Genomic DNA, 16159 nt, shown 5'->3' with positions numbered 1-16159 from the left:
AGCCGGCGACGACGTGGGCTTCTCGCCGCCGACACAGACGCGGGAACAGGGAGGGCAGGGCAGCTTCGCGGGCATGGCCGCAGTATCACGCCGGCCCCACTGGTGCGGGGCCGGCGTGAAGGTGGGCTCTAGCAGGATCACTACAGACGATGCCCCGTCATGCGTGATCCGGCTCGTCCCAGGTGACCATCAACTTGTGCACGCCGTAGTGCACGAGGTCCCCGCCGGTGGGCACCTCGCTCGCCGGCGTGGCCAGACGCAGCGTCGGGAAGCGGTCGAACAGCATGCGGTAGCCGACGCGCAGCGTCATCCGCGCCAGGTTCTGGCCCAGGCACTGGTGGACGCCGTGCCCGAAGGCGAGATGCCCCTGGGTGGACCGGCAGATGTCGAGCCGGTCGGGATCGGGGAACTTGTTCGGGTCGCGGTTGGCGGCCGGCAGGCCGACCGCCACGGTCTGGCCCTTCTCGATCAGCTGCCCGCCGATCTCCACGTCCTCCAGCGCCGCCCGGCTCGCGCCGAACTGGGAGATCGTCAGGTAGCGCAGCAGCTCCTCGATCGCGTTGTCCAGCAGCTCCGGCTCGGCCCGCAGCCTGGCCAGCTGGTCGGGGTGCTCCAGCAACGCGAACGTGCCCAGCGCCAGCATGTTGCCGCTGGTGTCGAAGCCGCCGCCCAGCACCGTCCACAGTAGACTGACCAGTTCCTCGTCGGTCACGTCCGGCAGCCGGACCAGCGCGCTGAGCATGTCGTCGCCGGCCGGCGCGGCCTTGGCGTCCTCGATCAGCCTGGTCAGGATGACCGGCAGCTCGGTGATCGCCGCCATGATCTCTTCCATGGTGTAGGACGTGCGCGCCACCATGGCCAGATGGTCGACGGCGGGCTGGCGCGCCCACTCCGGCACCCCCACCAGCTCACACATCATGTCGATGGGAAACGGGTGGGCGAAAGCGGAAACCAGGTCCACCGGGCCGCCGGCGGCGGCCATCTCGTCCAGGTAGCGGCCAGCCACCCGCTCCATGAGCGGTTCGAGTTCCCGCACCCGGCGCACGGTGAAGTGGCCGGTGAGCATGCGCCGGTAGCGGCCGTGCTCAGGCGGGTCCATGGCGATGAAGGCGCCCGGCGCGGCCGGGGTCGGCTCGTACTTGTGGTCCCCCAACGGGATCGGTGACGGGATGGCCAGCGAGACCAGTTCCTTGCGGTGGCTGAACCGGTTGTCGGCCAGCACCGCCCGCGCCTCGTCCAGCCCGGTGACCAGCCAGCCGTCCTGGCCGTCCAGGCTGACCGGCATCCGCATCCTGCTGACCGGGCAGCGGTCCCGAAGCTCCCGGTAGACCTCCGGCGGGTCGAACGGATTGGCGCGCTCGGTGGGCAGCCCGTACATCGGTTCGTCCATCATCGCCCTCCCGTGGCGCGTGCTTCGAGGGTGTCGGCGGCCAGCCGGACACCGCCGCTGTCGCGAACGACGTCACGCATCTTCGCCACCCGGCGCAGCATCTCGGTGTCGTCGATCAGTTCCAGCGCGAGCTCACGCAGCGCCCGCGGGCTGACCTGCTCCTGGGACAGCACCCGGGCCAGGCCCAGCTCGTCGAGCCGGTCGGCGTTGAGCTTCTGCTCGCCGTGATGGGGCACCACGATCATCGGCACGCCGTGCCACAGCGACTGCAGCACGGTGCCCATGCCGCCCTGGCACACCAGCAGGCTGGCGTGCCGCAGCACATCGTCGAGCGGAATCCACTTGTGCACCTCGACGTTGTCGGGCAACTCGCCCAGCTCGTCGGGATTCACCTTGTTGCCCATGGTCATCACCACGTGCCACGGCAGGTCGGCCATGGCCCGCATGGTGTCCCGGAAGAACTCCGGGCCGCGGTTGACCGTGGTGCCCAGGGACACCAGCACCACCGGCCGGCCATTGGCCGGCGGCCGCCAGCCCTGGTCCGCCGACGACTCGCTCAGCAGGGAGCCGACAAAAACGTGGCTGTCGCCGAAGGTGTCGCCGGCCGGCTGGAGCTCTCGTGGCACAAAAACGAGGCTGAACTCGTCGAAACCCTCCAACAGCCCGTCGATCGCGTCGGCGGGCACGCCGTAGTCGCCGGAGAACTTGTCCAGCAGGCGGCCCAGTTCGACCAGGCCGGGGTGGTTGGGGTCGATCTCGCCCGGGTCGGTGCCGCCCTCGCCGGCCACCTTGCCCCCGTCGGCGGCCATCGAGAAGTGCTCGTTGGACGCGAAGGTGGCGATCATCTGGACCACGGTGTCGCGGGCCCGCCAGGTGGTGAACCGGCCCGGCGCCCACAGGGTCGTGTCGTAGGCGATGACATCGGGCCAGTCCTCGGCGAACTCGGCGTCGATGCCCGGCGCGACCGCCATGGTGTTGTTCACCAGGTCGGTCATCATCCAGCACACCTCGTCGACGGTGAACCAGTCCTTGGCCGGCCGGGTCTCCAGCTCGGCCCCGTAGAGCACGGGCCGGGCGCCGGTGGCCTCGACCCGCTCCAGGAAGGCCGGCGAGGTGAAGCACGTGACCCGGTGCCCGCGGCGGACCATCTCCGCGACCAGCGGCAGCATCGGCGGGGTGTGCCCGTGCGCCGGATAGGGCAGGAACGCGACGTGCAGTCGCCGGCGCTCGGTCATGCCAGCACAGCCTCGACCGCGTCGGCCGCCGCGAGCGCGCCACCGGCCGCGCGGATGTCCGCGCTCAGCTGCCGCGCCCGCTGCTGGGCCAGCTCGTCCGCGGCCAACTCGTCGACCGCCGCGCGCAGCCGGGCCGGGCTGACCTCGGTCGGCGCGATCTTGCGGCCGACGCCGAGCGCGACCACCTGGTCGGCGATCAGCCCCTGCTCGGCGAGCTTGGGCAGCACAACGGGAGTGACCCCGTTGCTGAGCGCCTCCATCACGCTGCCCATCCCGCCGTGGGCGAGAAACGCCTTGGCGTGAGCCAGAATCGCCGGCTGCGGCACCCACGAGTGAACCTCGAAATGCGGCGGCAGCGGCCCCAGCTCGGCAATGTCGATCCGCTTGCCGACGGCCATCACCACGTGCCACGGGGAATCAGCGAACGCGGTGACGCAGTCGCGGTAGAACTGGAGCCGGTTCTCGTAGTCATGGCTGCCCATGGTGATCAGCAGCAGCGGACGGCCGTCGGTCGGCGGCGTCCAGTCGGTGTCGTCGTGCCGGCCGCCCTCGGCCAGCGACGGGCCGACAAACGCGTAGCTGTCGTCGAAGTGCTCCTGGCCCAGCTGGAAGGACCGGGGAAGGTAGACCAGCGCGGCCTTCTCGTTGCGGGCGGCGAACTCCTCAATCGGCAGGTCGTGCTCGGCCAGCACCGCCGGCGTCACCTTCGCCATCTCCGCCAGGTCCGGGTGGTTCGGGTCGATGTCCACCGGGAAGTCCGCCGACATGTTCGCGTACGGCGAGTACAGCTCATTGGCCGCGAACGTCGTGCACGCCATCACCGCCGGCACGTTCCACTTGCGGGCCAACAGCTTTCCGGCGTGGAAGGCGACCTGGTCGTAGATGATCAGATCGGGCCGGTCGTCGGCCAGCCGCTGCTCGGCCACCGACAACGGCGCGAAGCCCTCGTCCACCTGGAACCGCAGCGCCTTGTAGACGACCTCCGGGGTCATGACGGCCGGGATCCGCTCGGCCGACCAGTCGGTGGGCGCGGACGAGACGTAGGCGACCGGGGTCGCGCCGGTCGCGGCGACAGCGTCGTGGTAGTTCTCCGGGATGAAGTAGCTGACCCGATGCCCCCGGCGCACCAACTCGGCGACCACCGGCAGCGACGGGTTGACGTGCCCGTGCGCGGGGAAGTTGAAAACGGCGATGTGCCTGCCCGACATGGGGTTTGTCCTCCTCTCAGGCGCCGGCGCCGGCGACGGTCATCAGGTACTTGCCGTACCCGGACTTGGCCAGCTTCTCGCCGAGCCGGTAGCACTCGTCGGCGCTGATGAAGCCCATCCGCATCGCGATCTCCTCCAGGCACGCGATGCCGACGCCCTGCCGGTTCTGCAGGGTCTGCACGTACTGCGAGGCCTCCAGCAGCGCGTCGTGCATTCCCGTGTCCAGCCACGCGAAGCCGCGGCCGAGGTCGACCACGTGCACCTTGTCGCGGGCCTGGTAGGCGCGGATCACGTCGGTGATCTCCAGCTCGCCGCGGGCCGAGGGCTTGAGGCCGCGGGCGATCTCCACGACGTCGTTGTCGAAGAAGTAGAGCCCGGTGATCGCGCGGTTGCTCTTGGGCTGCGCGGGCTTCTCCTCGATGGAGATCAGCTTGCCGTTGGCGTCCACCTCGCCCACGCCGTAGCGCTCCGGGTCGGCCACCGAGTAGCCGAACAGCACCGCGCCGTCCAGGCTGCGCGCGGTGTTGGCCAGCAGCTCGGAGAAACCGGGGCCGTGGAAGACGTTGTCGCCCAGGATCAGCGCCACCGAGTCGTCGCCGATGTGGTCGGCGCCGATGGTGAACGCCTGCGGCAGGCCGTCCGGGCTGGGCTGCACCGCGTAGCTGATCCGCAGGCCCAGCTCGGATCCGTCACCGAGCAGGCGCTCGAACAGCGGCAGGTCGGTCGGCGTCGAGATGAGCAGGATGTCCTGGATGTCGGCGAGCATGAGCACCGACAGCGGGTAGTACACCATCGGCTTGTCGTAGATGGGCATCAGCTGCTTGGACACCCCGAGAGTCGCCGGGTGCAGACGCGTTCCGCTGCCGCCGGCGAGAATGATTCCCTTCACTGCCCGTACCTACCGTCTTGTCGGCGATCTGTGCTTGGTCCAGCGGGTGCGATCATCGGCGCCAAGAGCGGTCATCCGGCCGGCGAGCGGTCCGAGTCTGGTCGAACCCCCAAAATCCGGACCGGTTCACGGTCGGCCGGTCAGGCGCGGCAGTCCGCGAGCTTGGGCAGCAGGCCCTGGGCCAGCGCCTGCGCCAGGGTCGGCGCGACGGTGTCCCGGTCCGACCGCACCGGGTCGATGCCCGCGGGCACGGGCAGGCCGATCTCCGGGTCCAGCGGGTTGACCGAGAGCTCGTCGTCCGCCCGGTACGGGGCCGAGCACAGGAACGCCATGCTGGTGTCGTCCTCAAGTGAGACGAAGGCGTGGCCGAGGCCGCTGGCCAGGTAGATGGCCCGGTAGGACACCTCGTCGAGGTCGACGGCGTCCCACCGGCCGAAGGTCGGCGAGCCGTCCCGCAGGTCGACCACGAAGTTCAGCGCCCGGCCCCGGGCGCAGTGGATGTACTTGGCGCAGCCGGGCGGTGCGGTGGTGAAGTGGATGCCGCGCACGACCCCGCGGTGCGAGGTGTTGTGAAAGGTCCGGGCCAGCCGGAAGGGCGCTCCGGTCGCGTCCGAGAAGGCCGGTTCCTGGAGCGGGGAAACGAAGAGCCCGCGTTTGTCGGAAAACACCGTCGGGCTGAATTCGAGCGCGCCCTCGATCGCGAGTTCACGTACCTTCATGAGCACGAAAGGTAGCCGGACTCACAACCCCGGCGGCCGCCAGCACAGCCGGTGTGAGTGTTTTGCCAGTTCCCGGCTGGTAGCCGGCGGTGACCGGATCTCCGCGTCTCACACTACCGCCGACGTCACGGCACTCCTCACCCGCGACCGACTGTCCGATGTGGACGTCAGCGGCATCACATCTCTGTTGCACACCAACGAAGAGAGCTGAACCATGCAGATCCTGGTCACAGGCGGGGCCGGCTTCATCGGGTCCAACTACGTGCGCAAGGTGCTCGGCGGTCACTACCCGGCCTACGCCGACGCCGAGGTCGTCGTGCTGGACAAGCTGACCTACGCCGGCAACAGGGCGAACCTCGCCCCCGTCGCCGACAATCCCCGACTGCGCTTCGTGCATGGCGACATCTGCGACGCCGAACTCGTCGGCAAGCTCATGGCCGGCGTGGACGTCGTCGTCCACTTCGCCGCCGAGTCCCACGTCGACCGCTCCATCCAGGGGTCCGTGGAGTTCATCCGCACCAATGTGCTGGGGACACAGACGCTGCTGCAGGGCGCGCTGGAGGCCGGCGTCGGCAAGTTCGTGCACATCTCCACCGACGAGGTCTACGGCACCATCGACGAGGGCTCCTGGCCCGAGACCTTCCCGCTGGAGCCGAACTCGCCGTACTCGGCGGCCAAGGCCGGCTCGGACCTGATCGCCCGTTCCTACTTCCGCACGCACGGCCTGCCGGTGTGCATCACGCGCTGCTCCAACAACTACGGGACCTACCACTTCCCCGAGAAGGTCATCCCGCTGTTCGTCACCAACCTGATCGACGCCAAGTTGGTGCCCCTGTACGGGGACGGCCTCAACGTGCGTGACTGGCTGCACGTCGACGACCACTGCCGCGGCATCCAGCTCGTCGCCGAGAAGGGTCGGGCGGGCGAGATCTACAACATCGGCGGCGGCACCGAGCTCACCAACAAGGAGCTCACCGAGAAGCTGCTCGAGGCCACCGGCCGCGACTGGAGCTACGTGGAGAAGGTCGCTGACCGCAAGGGCCACGACCGCCGCTACTCGGTGGACATCACCAAGATCTCCACCGAGCTGGGCTACGCCCCGCAGGTGCCGTTCGAGCAGGGCCTGGCCGACACCGTGGCCTGGTACAAGGAGAACCGCGACTGGTGGGAGCCGCTCAAGAAGCGAGCAGCCCTCATTTGATGTACTCGGCCGGCACGTGCGGCGGCCAGACGCCCACCGACAGGATGCCGATCGAGTAGGACTTCGACACCAGCGCCGCCCGGTTGGGCACCTTGAACCGGCGCAGCATGGTGCTCACGTGGTACTCGACGCCCTGCCGGGACAGGAACAGGTCGCTGGCCAGCCGCACGGTGCCGGTCCCCATCGCCACGCCCTCGAGGATCCGGGCGTCCAGCTTGCTCAGCAGCTTCTTGTTCTGGGCGATGGCCCGCTGGGAGTCGGTCGCCACCCGCTCCGGCCGGATGAAGGTGATGATGTTGCTGATCTGGCCGATGTCGGTCTGCACCGCGATGCTGGTCAGCTCGCCGGAGAAGGCGGGCTTGCCCAGCGGGATCGCCACCACGCGGTCGGTGAACCGGGTCCGGTAGCCCTCGACGAGCCGGCGGAACTGTCCGCGCAGGTGCGTGCGGACCGACGGATGGAAGTAGTCGTGCAGCTGCTGGCCGTTGAGTTCCGAGGGATCCGTGCCGAGCTGCTCCAGCAGGTCGGAGTTCGCGATCTGCACACGCAGCCGTCGGTCGAGCACCGCCATGCACATCCCATAGCGCTCGAAGAATGACTTGAAGATGTGCTCGTAGCCGTCGTCGATGTCGACGGTGGACGGCATCGCCTCTAAGACCTGTCCGTTACTCATTCGCAGCCCCCAAGCCACTAAGCTTAAAAATATTCAAGCCAGCACATGTGGTGAACGTAAGACGAAAGGCCGGCTCACACATTTCAACTCTCTGATCCGAAGGTACCTTCGGGCCTCTTAAGAAGTCAATGTGACCTGTAGCCGGTTGGCTACAGGTTCGGTCCGAAAGTGAAATGGTTCGGACCGTTGCGAGTGTTGCCGACCGGCCAGGTACGGAACCCCTCAGGAACCCCTACTCCCGGTCCCACCCACCCACTAGGCCCGCTACAAAGCGCCTCTGACCTGCAAAAACGTGACGTGACCGCGTTACGGGGGCGGCCAAACGGAGCAGTGGTCACCGCCCGGGTGCCGCAGCGCCGGAGAAAGGGGGAAAACCGCGCGGCGTCCGTTTCGCTTCGGTGGCGGGCCGTTCGGCGGCCGGCCGTCCGTTCAAAGAGTGGGTGAACAAATGGGCACGACACACTGAGAGTAGTTCTGGCGGCCCCGCCCACGGTTCGGATCGCCGGCAGCCTGGCCGGACGGCCCGCCGACCGCCCTCGCGGAGCCGGCCGGTGGGCCCGGCCGAGGTCCAGCCGGGTCCGGTCGCCGCCCCTGCTGGGCACGTTCCCGTGGTCGAACTGGATGAGGTCCCGGGGGGGAAGTCGGCCGCGTCGGGCAGCCAGTCGACCAGGTCGGCGACGGCCGCGTCCTCGCCGCGGCCAGCACCGCCCGGGAGGTGGCCGGCTTGGCCTGGGCGTACGGGGTCGCCGACCGCGTCGGCGAAATCCTGGAATCGCTCCAGGCCCCGGCCGCGGCCGCGACAGGCAGCCATATAACTCGGCGTGTGGACCGCCCGGCCGCCGACCAACCCCTATTACGCGAACCCCTATTGGCCCGCTTTCGCTTCCGCGAACGCGATCAGGAGACCGGAGCGGCCGTCAACGTCAAGTTTCCGATAAATCTTGGTTAAGTGCTTTTCGACGGCCCGGCGCGTCACGCCGAGTTCGGCCGCTATTTCCCCGTTGGCCCGGCCGCCCAGCACCAGGTCCACCACCTGCTGCTCGGTCGCGGTCAGTCCGGCCCGCTTGGCCGCCTCGGTGGGTCGGCCGGTGCGCGGGTCCTCCTCGCCGGCCGGCCGCCAGCCCTGGCTGCTGGCCGCCGTCGCGAACACGGCCTCGCGCAGCCGCTGCTCGGACTCGACCTGGTCCACCGTGCGCAGCCGGTCGCCCAGCGAGGTCAGGGTCTTGGCCAGCTCGTAGCGGTTGGGCCCGCCCGACAGCACGGCCATCGACTCACGCAGCAACTCGATGCCGCGCGGCCCCTCGGTCAGCCGGGCGCCGGCCCGCAACGCCCGGCCGAGCGGCACCGCGGAACCCCAGGCCCGCGCGTGCGAAACCTCTTGTTCCACCAGGGTTGACGCGCTGTCGACGTCACCGAACCGGAACAGCGCTCGGGCCAGCCAGATCCGCCACGGCAGCAGCGCCGGATTGGTCCAGCCCAGCTGGGTGAGCTGGCGGCCGGAGTCCTGGAGTCGCTCCACCGCGGCCCGCGTGGTGTGCGGGGTGGCCAGCATCGAGGCCAGCAGCTGCCGCGCGCACCGGTGGCGCACGGTCAGCGACTCCTCCGGGCGGGTGTCGTAGGCGGCGGCCACCCGTTCGATCAGGGCGGTGTGGTCGCCGACCCCGACCAGGTGCAGCACCGCCAGGCTCAGCGACTCCAGGAAGCCGGTGGCGCCGGCCAGGTCCGGCGAGCCGGCCAGCTCCACCGCCTCGGTGGCGTGGCGGACCAGGTCGGTGAGCTGTCCACTGTGGGCGGTGTTGAGCGCGAGCTGGCTCAGCAGGAGCAGACGATCCTCGATGTCGTCGAGCATGCGGGAGCGCTCGATGGCCAGCGTCAGCCACGACCGCACGATGTCGTGCCGCTCGGCGGCCATCGCCGAGGACACCACCAGCGGCACCGCGGTGCCCGGGTAGCCGCGGCGAACGTGCTCCCGGGCCAGCAGCGGCGTCACCGCCGCGCCGACCTGGGCCGCGGTCAGCCGCTGGGTGATCGTGCCGGCGTGCAGCAGCACGGCCGCGAGCTCGCGGTCGGCGACGGTCTCGGCCGGGTACTGGCCGTCGCACCGGGCCAGCTCGTCGAGCACCGTCGGCTGGGCGACCGCGTCGCCGAGCATCGAGTACAGCGCGCGGGCCCGCAGGCTGATGGCCAGCTGCTCGTCGACACCGCCCGGCTCGCCGCACTCCGGCAGCTGCCCGGTGAATCCGTGCACCAGCGCCACCGTCGGCGGCGCGGCCCAGTCCACCACCACCGGCACGATGTCCACCACCGCCTGGGCCCGGTCCTGCACCGAGGTCAGCATGGGCAGCGCCTGTCGCAGGTGTCGGACGGCCGCGGCCTGGTCCACGGCGCGGTTGGCCGCCGCCAGCTCGATCAGGATCTCCGCCCGGGTGGTGCTCTCCGGCGGGCTGACCAGCAGGGCCCGGCGCAGGTGGCCGCGGCCGACGTCGCCGTTGCGGCGGCCGATCGCCGCCCGCGCGGCCATCCGCAGCACGTCCACGGCCCACTGCTCGTGCGGCACCGTCACCAACGACAGGTGTTCGACGATCTGCTCCGCGGTGCCGGTGCGTTCGCCGAGCGCGGCGGCAGCCCGCAGGTGCAGCCGCTCATAGTCCTCTGTGGACATCGCCTCCTCGACGACCTCGGCCACCGCGCGGTTGAGCAGCCGGGCCGGGCGCTTCGAGGACAGCAGACCCAGGCGGGACAGGGAACGCAGCACCGACGCGCACTCGACGGCGTCCAACTCGGTCAGCCGGGCGATCAGGTCGAGGTCGGCGTCCCCGCCCAGAATCGCCAGGGCGTTGGCCACCAGGCGCACCGACTCCGGCTGGGCCCGCAGCGCCGCCAGCACCCAGCCGCCCAGCGCGACCGGCCGGACCGCGTCCACCCGGTCGGCGTCCAGGTCCAGGTGCTCGGTGCGGATCCCGTTGAGCAGCAGCGTGAGCATCATCGGGTTGCCGCCGCTGGTCGAGTGGCAGGCCAGGGCGAAGGCGTTGTCCCGCATCGGGCCGAAGTACTCGTGCACCACGGTCTCGACGCCGTCCGGGGACAGCGGCCGCAGCTGGGTGACGACGGTCGCGGTGCGGGCCAACTCGCGCACGGCCACCTGCTCGGCGTCCGGGTCACCGTCCCTTGTGGACATCACCAGCACCACCGGCGCGCGGTCGATGCGGCGGGCCAGGTAGCACAGCCAGGACAGCGACGGCGCGTCCGCCCACTGGACGTCGTCCACCAGCAGCAGGGTGGTGCGCCGCTCAGCGTCGGCCACCAGCGCCGTGAACAGCTCGTGCAGGATGGCCGGGTCGGCCTCCTCGTGCTCGCCGAGCAGGTCGTCGCGCTCGAACAGCTGGTGCACCAGGCCGAAGGCGAAGTCACGCTCGGCCCGCGCCGCGCTGGCCCGCAGCACGGTGACGTCGTGGTCGAGGCCGTGCTGCGCGATCTCCTCCAGCAGCGCCGACTTGCCGCCCCCCATCCAGGAGCTGACCAGCACCGAGCTGCCGTGCCCGTGGGTCGCGCCGACCAGCGCCTCGTCCACCAGCGCCAGCTCGTCGGTTCTCTCCAACAGCATCAACGCACCTACTCAGCTTTCCGCAGCACCGACCCGAGCTGCCCCCGGCCCTGGATGTCAAGCTTGTGGTACACGCCGGTGAGATGGGCCTCCACCGCCCGTGTGCTCATGGACAGGCGGCGCGCGATGACCGCGTTGGGCAGGCGGTCGGCCGCCATCCCGGCCACCTTCGCCTCCACTTCGGACAGTGAGTGGCGGGCGCCGAGCAGGGCGGCCGCGCGGCGCGAGCTCAGCTCGGCGATCCGCAGGTCCACGGTGTCCCAGCCGAGGTCCGCGGCCAGGTCGCCGGCCTCCTCCAGCAGGTGGCCGACCTCGGCCCAGTCGCCTTCGTCGGCGTGCAGCGTGGCCAGTTCCAGCAACGCGCGCACGTAGTGTGTGTCCGCCGGCGAGTCGCGCAGCAGCGCCGCCGCCGCGCGCAGGTGGCCCTGCGAGGCCGCGTCGCGGCGGGCGACCCCGGCGTTCATGTGCGCCTGCCCGAGGCAGCTGTTGGTGCCCCACGCGTGCGCCGCGGCCAGCTCGCCCTCGATCAGCCCCTCGATGGAATCGCTGTGCTGGCTGACCAGTGCCGCCGTGGAGCGCCACGGCAGCAGCGCCGGGTTGTCCCACTGCCGGGACATCAGCCGGCGGCCGACCTCCAGCAGATAGTCACGACCCTTGGCGACGTCCACCCCGGCCGAGATCCGCCGCAGTCCCATCGCGAACAGCAACAGCGTCCAGCCGTAGCCGCGCTCGGCCGCCGGGGCCGGCGGGGTCGCCTCCGCCCGCTCGGCCTCCTCGTGCCGGCCGAGCACGGTGTAAATGATCATCTCGGTGGCCACCACCGACGGCAGCAGCATCGGCGGCCACCGGTCGTCGCGCACTTCCCGCTTGGCCGCGGCCAGATCCCGCAGCGCCGCCGAGAACCGGCCGGTGGCCAGCTGCAGGCGTGAGCGGCTGAGCAGCGCGCTGGCCGCGGCGACGGGGATGGCGCGGCGGCGGGCCTCGCGCAGCACCTCGGACAGCGCCCGCCCGGCCAGGTCGGCGTCGTCGGTGAGCACCAGCGCGTTGGCCGCGCAGATCCGGGGCGCCAGCAGGGCTTCGGTGACGGCCTGGCCGTCCAGCGCCGCGCCGGCCAGGGTGCGGACCGCCCGGAGATTGCGTCCGTTGGCGGCCCGGCGCCAGGCCGCCACGCCGGCCTGCGCCGGGTCGGAAGGCAGGTCGGGCAGCTCGGGCACCGGGTTGGTGCCGGGCCGGGGCGGGCTCGGCATGCCGCTCTCGCCGAGCCAGTGCAGCGCCACCAGCCCGTCCCGTTCGGCCCGGCTGAGGTCGTCGCGCCCGCACGCCTTGGCGATCGCGTCCCGGCCGGCGTCGGCGCAGTGGTGCAGGCTCAGCACGTCCGCCGCCCGCAGCATGGTGCGGGCCAGCCGGTCGCCGCCCGCGCCGAGCAGGGCCCGGGCGATCCGGCGCTCCCCGAGCTCGTAGGCGGTGTGCAACTGGACCTCGCCCAGCTCGGCCAGCAGCCGCACCTCGGTGGTCTCGTCGACCGGCTCGGCCAGCGCGCGTTCGAGCAGCCGCGCGGCGAACTCGTGCTCGCCTCGGGACCGCGCATCGGCCGCCGCCTGCCGCAGCGCGCGCACCACCCACGGTGCCCGCATCGGCGGCACGTTGATCACGAAGGCGGCGGTGTCGGCCTCGGAAAGCCCGGCGCGGTAAGAGAGTTCGGCCGCCCTGGTGCACAGGTCGGCCCGGTCCGCGCCGGTCATGGACTCCAGCAGCGCCTCGGCGACGGCCGGGTTCGCCGCCGTCGGACCGCGCCGGCCGTCCGTGACATAGCCGGTGCGCAGCGCGGCATCCAGCTGCGCGGCGCGCGGCATCGAGCCCGACCCGGCCAGTTCCCGCACGAGGTCGAGTTCCAGCCGGCCGTGTGCGACCGCGATCGCTTGCAGGAGACGGAGAACGTCGCCAGGAATCCCGTCCAGCACCGGCTCGACGGCGCCGGCGCCGGGGCCCAGCCAGACCGACCGGGCCGCCGGGTCGTCGTCGAACACCGACACCCGCGCCCCGGTGCTGCCGAGCACGATCAGCAGCGGCTGGGTCCGCGCGCGGCGGGCGAGCGCGCGCAGCCACCAGCCCGACTCGGGATCCAGCCACTGCGCGTCGTCCACCGCGATCACCAGCGGCCCCTTGCGCACCGCCGGCAGCACATGGGCGTGCACCGCACGCACGGCGGCGCGGTCGTCCTTGACCGGCGTCGCCCCGAGCGCCAGCACGATCTGTGACGCGACCCCGAAACGCAGGCCGGTCTCGGCCGGCGAGCCGGCCGCCCGCACGGCCTGGAAACCGCTCTCCACCGACGCGGCCACCAGCCCAGCCACGGCGGGCGTGGCCGGATTGCCTTGCGGGCCACCGATGTGCACGACCCGGCTGCCGCCGGCGCGCACCTCCGTCACGATGCCCTCGATCGTCGCGGTGTCGCTCACGCCAGGCGTCTCCGGAGCTCACGACGCCCGCTCACGCAGAGCTTGCGGTACACGTTGGTCAGGTGCGCCTCCACGGTGCGCACGTGGACGCACAGCCGGACGGCGATCTCCCGGTTGGTGTGACCGTCGGCCGCCAGGGCGGCGATGCGGCGCTCGGACTCGCTGAGCATCCGGTCGGCCGTCGGCCCCGACGCCGGCCGGTGCCCGCCGGCGGCCTGCCGCTCGGTCGTGGGACGCTCCGGCGTCGGGCGGTCGGACGACACGATGCTGTGCTCGGCGCCGGGCCCGGCGACCCGGTGCAGGTGGCGTCGCGGCGCGCCGCCGTCGCGCTGCCGGGCCAGGCGGTTGCCGAGAATCCTCTTGGCCCGCCAGTAGGTCTGGCGCGCCGGCGACCGGGCCAGCAGCGTGACCGCCTCGGCGATGGACCGGAGCCCGTCGCTGCCGCCGGTCAACAGGCCACGGCCGAGGGCGGCCGCGCCGAGGGCGTGTGCGGTGCCCCAGCGCTGGGCTCCTTCCTCGGCCCAGTCGACCAGCTCGCCGGCCTCCCGCCCGCGGCCGAGGGTGGACAGCCCGCACACCAGGTCGAGCCAGGCCGGCGCCATCACCGGGTTGTCGATGCGCACGGACTCCCGCAGCCGCTCGCACTCCCACATCACGTCGACCGCCCCGGCGTGGTCGCCGGACATCCACCGGTGCCGCGCGACGGCCACCAGGTAGCGCATCTCCAGTATCGGGCGGTCGCTGAGCGAGTCACGGTCGATCTGGGCCAGCGTCATCCGGCCGCGGTCGACATCGCCGCGGGCCAACAGGTTCAGGGCCAGCGCGATCCGGGCGATCGCGCCACGGGACTGCAGGCCCTCGCCCTCGGCGATGGCCATGGCCCGGCGGGCGTCGTCCAGCGAGTCGCCCAGCTGCGCGGCGTCCAGGGTGATCAGCGAGCGGAAGGCCAGGCTCTGGCAGCGCATCCACGCCGGATCCGACACACTGTCGTCGTCGACCCGGGCGGTGATCACCCGCAGCGCGGCGTCGGTCTCGTCAGCGGCATGCAGCACGTTCGTGCTGGTCCACCACCACCATTCACCGAGACCGCGAATGCCGGCGCCGAGCGCGTGCCGCGTGTCCTGGGCCGCGCGCTTCGCGTCGTGACCACCGAAGGTCGCCGCCCAGGCCCGCGCCGCCGACGCGCGCCGGGTCGAGGCCGGGGCAGCCCAGTCTCCCATGACAAAGCGGGACATGTAGGTGTCGGCCTGGGACCGCAGCATCAGCAGCACCGGCTCCAGCGCGGCGACCGCCGAGGAATCCTCACCGGACAGCCGGGTCACCGTGTGGGTGGCCAGCTCGACGGCGATCGGGCTCCACATCGGAGTGATCGACCCGCCGACCAACCCGAGCAGCACTCGTGACAGCGCCAGCGGGTCGGTCTCGGCGGCCAGGGCCGCGGACAGCTCCCGGTCGGGGAGAATGTCACCGGGAGTTGCCGCGGCGGCAGGGTTTTCCCCGCCCGACACGACCGGGGCCGCGGGCGCCAGGCCCGCGTCGGCCCGCAGCGTCGCGGCGCCGTCGAGCAGTCGGGTCCGATCCGGACCGGACAACTCGGTCAGAGCGGCGGCCAGCACGGCGTCGCGGACCGGGCCGGGCGCGAGCCGGCGGTCCAGCTCGTCAACCACCTGTGCCGCGTCCCGGGCCGAGACCCCGGACAGCGCCGCCACCAGCTCGATGTCGGCGACGCCCAGCGCCGCGACCGCCCGCAACACGGCCACGGTGCTCGGCGTCGAGCCGAACAGGCAGTGCGGCAGCACCGGGGCCAGCGCCGCGCTGCCGACCCGCATCGCCTGATCGAGATGCTTGTCGACCGGGTAGATCCCGGACGCGCGCAGCACGGCCGCCAGGCGCAGCAGCATCGCCGGCACGCCGGCCGTCAACGTCCGGCACAGCTCGGTGAACGCCGGCGCCGCGGGCTCGCCGAACGCCCGCTGCAGCAGCTCGGCGACGGCGCCGTCGTCGAGCGGCGGCAATGTGAGGATCGTACTGTCCGAGGCGGATGCCGCCTCCGACAACAGTTCCGCGGCGTCAACCGGGCCGTGCGCGGTCTGCGCGACCACCACCAGCACCGGGGCGCCCGCGGCCCGGCGAGCCAGGAAGTTCAGCCAGGCCAAGGAATCCTGGTCGCACCACTGCGCGTCGTCGATCAGCGCCAGCACCGGCCGACGCTCGGCCAGCCGGATCACCGGCCCGGTGAGCACCCGCAGCCGCGCGTACGGGGCGATGCCCGACGACGCCTGCGGTGCTTGCTCACTCAAGTGGTCACACGCCTCCGCCGCGACCTGTTCAGCCAGCGACAGTCCCGACTGGCCCTGGTGGCATCCTGCCAGCAGCACGGTGCAGTCATCGGCCACGAGCTGGCACAACAGGTGAAGAAAGGCAGTCTTTCCGGTCCCGGTTCCCCCCTGGACGACCACGAGTCCGCCCTGGCCTTCACGGGTGCGCGCCAGGCGGTCCGCCACCGCCGCGAGCTGCTCCTCCCGGGCGACGAGCTCGGGACCGCCGGGCAACACCATGGTGCCGGCCATCGAGTCCCCCTCGAAGTCACGCGAATCCATCGTCATCGCCGCGCTGATCTCCCCAGTTTTGGCAGTATAACTAGATAAAACGTGACTCGACGTGACCTGACGGTGAACGGAGGAGTGCTCATGGTTGCCTGGCGGGACAACCATCGCGACCGTTCCCCCCTCGACGGTGTCGAAAAAGGGAGGCCGGCTCACTGCCGGCCTCGCCCCGGGG

Annotated in this window: 10 protein-coding genes; 1 reads left to right on the top strand and 9 read right to left on the bottom strand. The window is 71.5% G+C overall.

What is annotated here, in order from left to right; genetic code table 11:
- Positions 1-157: 157 nt before the first annotated feature.
- From JJ691_RS50580 to JJ691_RS50560, 5 genes are all read right to left on the bottom strand, one after another.
- On the bottom strand, positions 158-1390 hold the full coding sequence (locus tag JJ691_RS50580) for a cytochrome P450 (RefSeq protein ID WP_211766481.1): 1233 nt from the start codon (positions 1388-1390) through the stop codon (positions 158-160).
- The gene (locus tag JJ691_RS50575; protein ID WP_211766480.1) at positions 1390-2625 is read right to left on the bottom strand and encodes a macrolide family glycosyltransferase; all 1236 of its coding nucleotides are present in this window, start codon (positions 2623-2625) and stop codon (positions 1390-1392) included. The genes JJ691_RS50580 and JJ691_RS50575 overlap by 1 nt, the downstream gene beginning before the upstream one ends.
- Positions 2622-3833: a macrolide family glycosyltransferase gene (locus JJ691_RS50570; RefSeq protein ID WP_211766479.1), complete on the bottom strand. Its 1212-nt coding sequence runs from the start codon at positions 3831-3833 to the stop codon at positions 2622-2624. The genes JJ691_RS50575 and JJ691_RS50570 overlap by 4 nt, the downstream gene beginning before the upstream one ends.
- A 16-nt stretch (positions 3834-3849) precedes the next feature.
- Complete coding sequence (rfbA, locus tag JJ691_RS50565) at positions 3850-4722, bottom strand: glucose-1-phosphate thymidylyltransferase RfbA (RefSeq protein ID WP_211766478.1); 873 nt, start codon at positions 4720-4722, stop codon at positions 3850-3852.
- Positions 4723-4862: 140 nt separating this feature from the next.
- Positions 4863-5441: a dTDP-4-dehydrorhamnose 3,5-epimerase family protein gene (locus JJ691_RS50560; protein WP_211766477.1), complete on the bottom strand. Its 579-nt coding sequence runs from the start codon at positions 5439-5441 to the stop codon at positions 4863-4865.
- Positions 5442-5655: 214 nt separating this feature from the next.
- Here JJ691_RS50560 and rfbB point away from each other — a divergent pair, with 214 nt between their 5' ends.
- Positions 5656-6642: a dTDP-glucose 4,6-dehydratase gene (gene rfbB / locus JJ691_RS50555; RefSeq protein ID WP_211766476.1), complete on the top strand. Its 987-nt coding sequence runs from the start codon at positions 5656-5658 to the stop codon at positions 6640-6642.
- Here rfbB and JJ691_RS50550 read toward each other — a convergent pair.
- The 4 genes from JJ691_RS50550 to JJ691_RS50535 form a co-directional block, all read right to left on the bottom strand.
- Positions 6635-7315 (bottom strand): helix-turn-helix transcriptional regulator, encoded by a 681-nt coding sequence (locus JJ691_RS50550; protein WP_249227563.1) that lies wholly within the window; start codon positions 7313-7315, stop codon positions 6635-6637. The two genes, rfbB and JJ691_RS50550, sit on opposite strands and share 8 nt — an antisense overlap.
- Positions 7316-8180: 865 nt before the next feature.
- Positions 8181-10919 carry an AAA family ATPase gene (locus JJ691_RS50545; RefSeq protein ID WP_211766475.1) on the bottom strand — a complete coding sequence of 913 codons (2739 nt, stop codon included), beginning with the start codon at positions 10917-10919 and terminating at the stop codon, positions 8181-8183.
- An 8-nt stretch (positions 10920-10927) separates the two neighbouring features.
- Positions 10928-13378 carry a LuxR C-terminal-related transcriptional regulator gene (locus JJ691_RS50540; RefSeq protein ID WP_211766474.1) on the bottom strand — a complete coding sequence of 817 codons (2451 nt, stop codon included), beginning with the start codon at positions 13376-13378 and terminating at the stop codon, positions 10928-10930.
- Entirely contained in the window at positions 13375-15984 is a 2610-nt protein-coding gene (locus tag JJ691_RS50535; RefSeq protein WP_211766473.1) for a LuxR family transcriptional regulator, read from the bottom strand. Before JJ691_RS50535 ends, JJ691_RS50540 begins: the two co-directional genes overlap by 4 nt.
- Positions 15985-16159: the final 175 nt, after the last annotated feature.

It is taken from the genome of Kutzneria sp. CA-103260 (assembly GCF_018263855.1).
GTDB lineage: Bacteria > Actinomycetota > Actinomycetes > Mycobacteriales > Pseudonocardiaceae > Kutzneria.
This window is presented reverse-complemented; position numbering and strand designations above follow the sequence as displayed.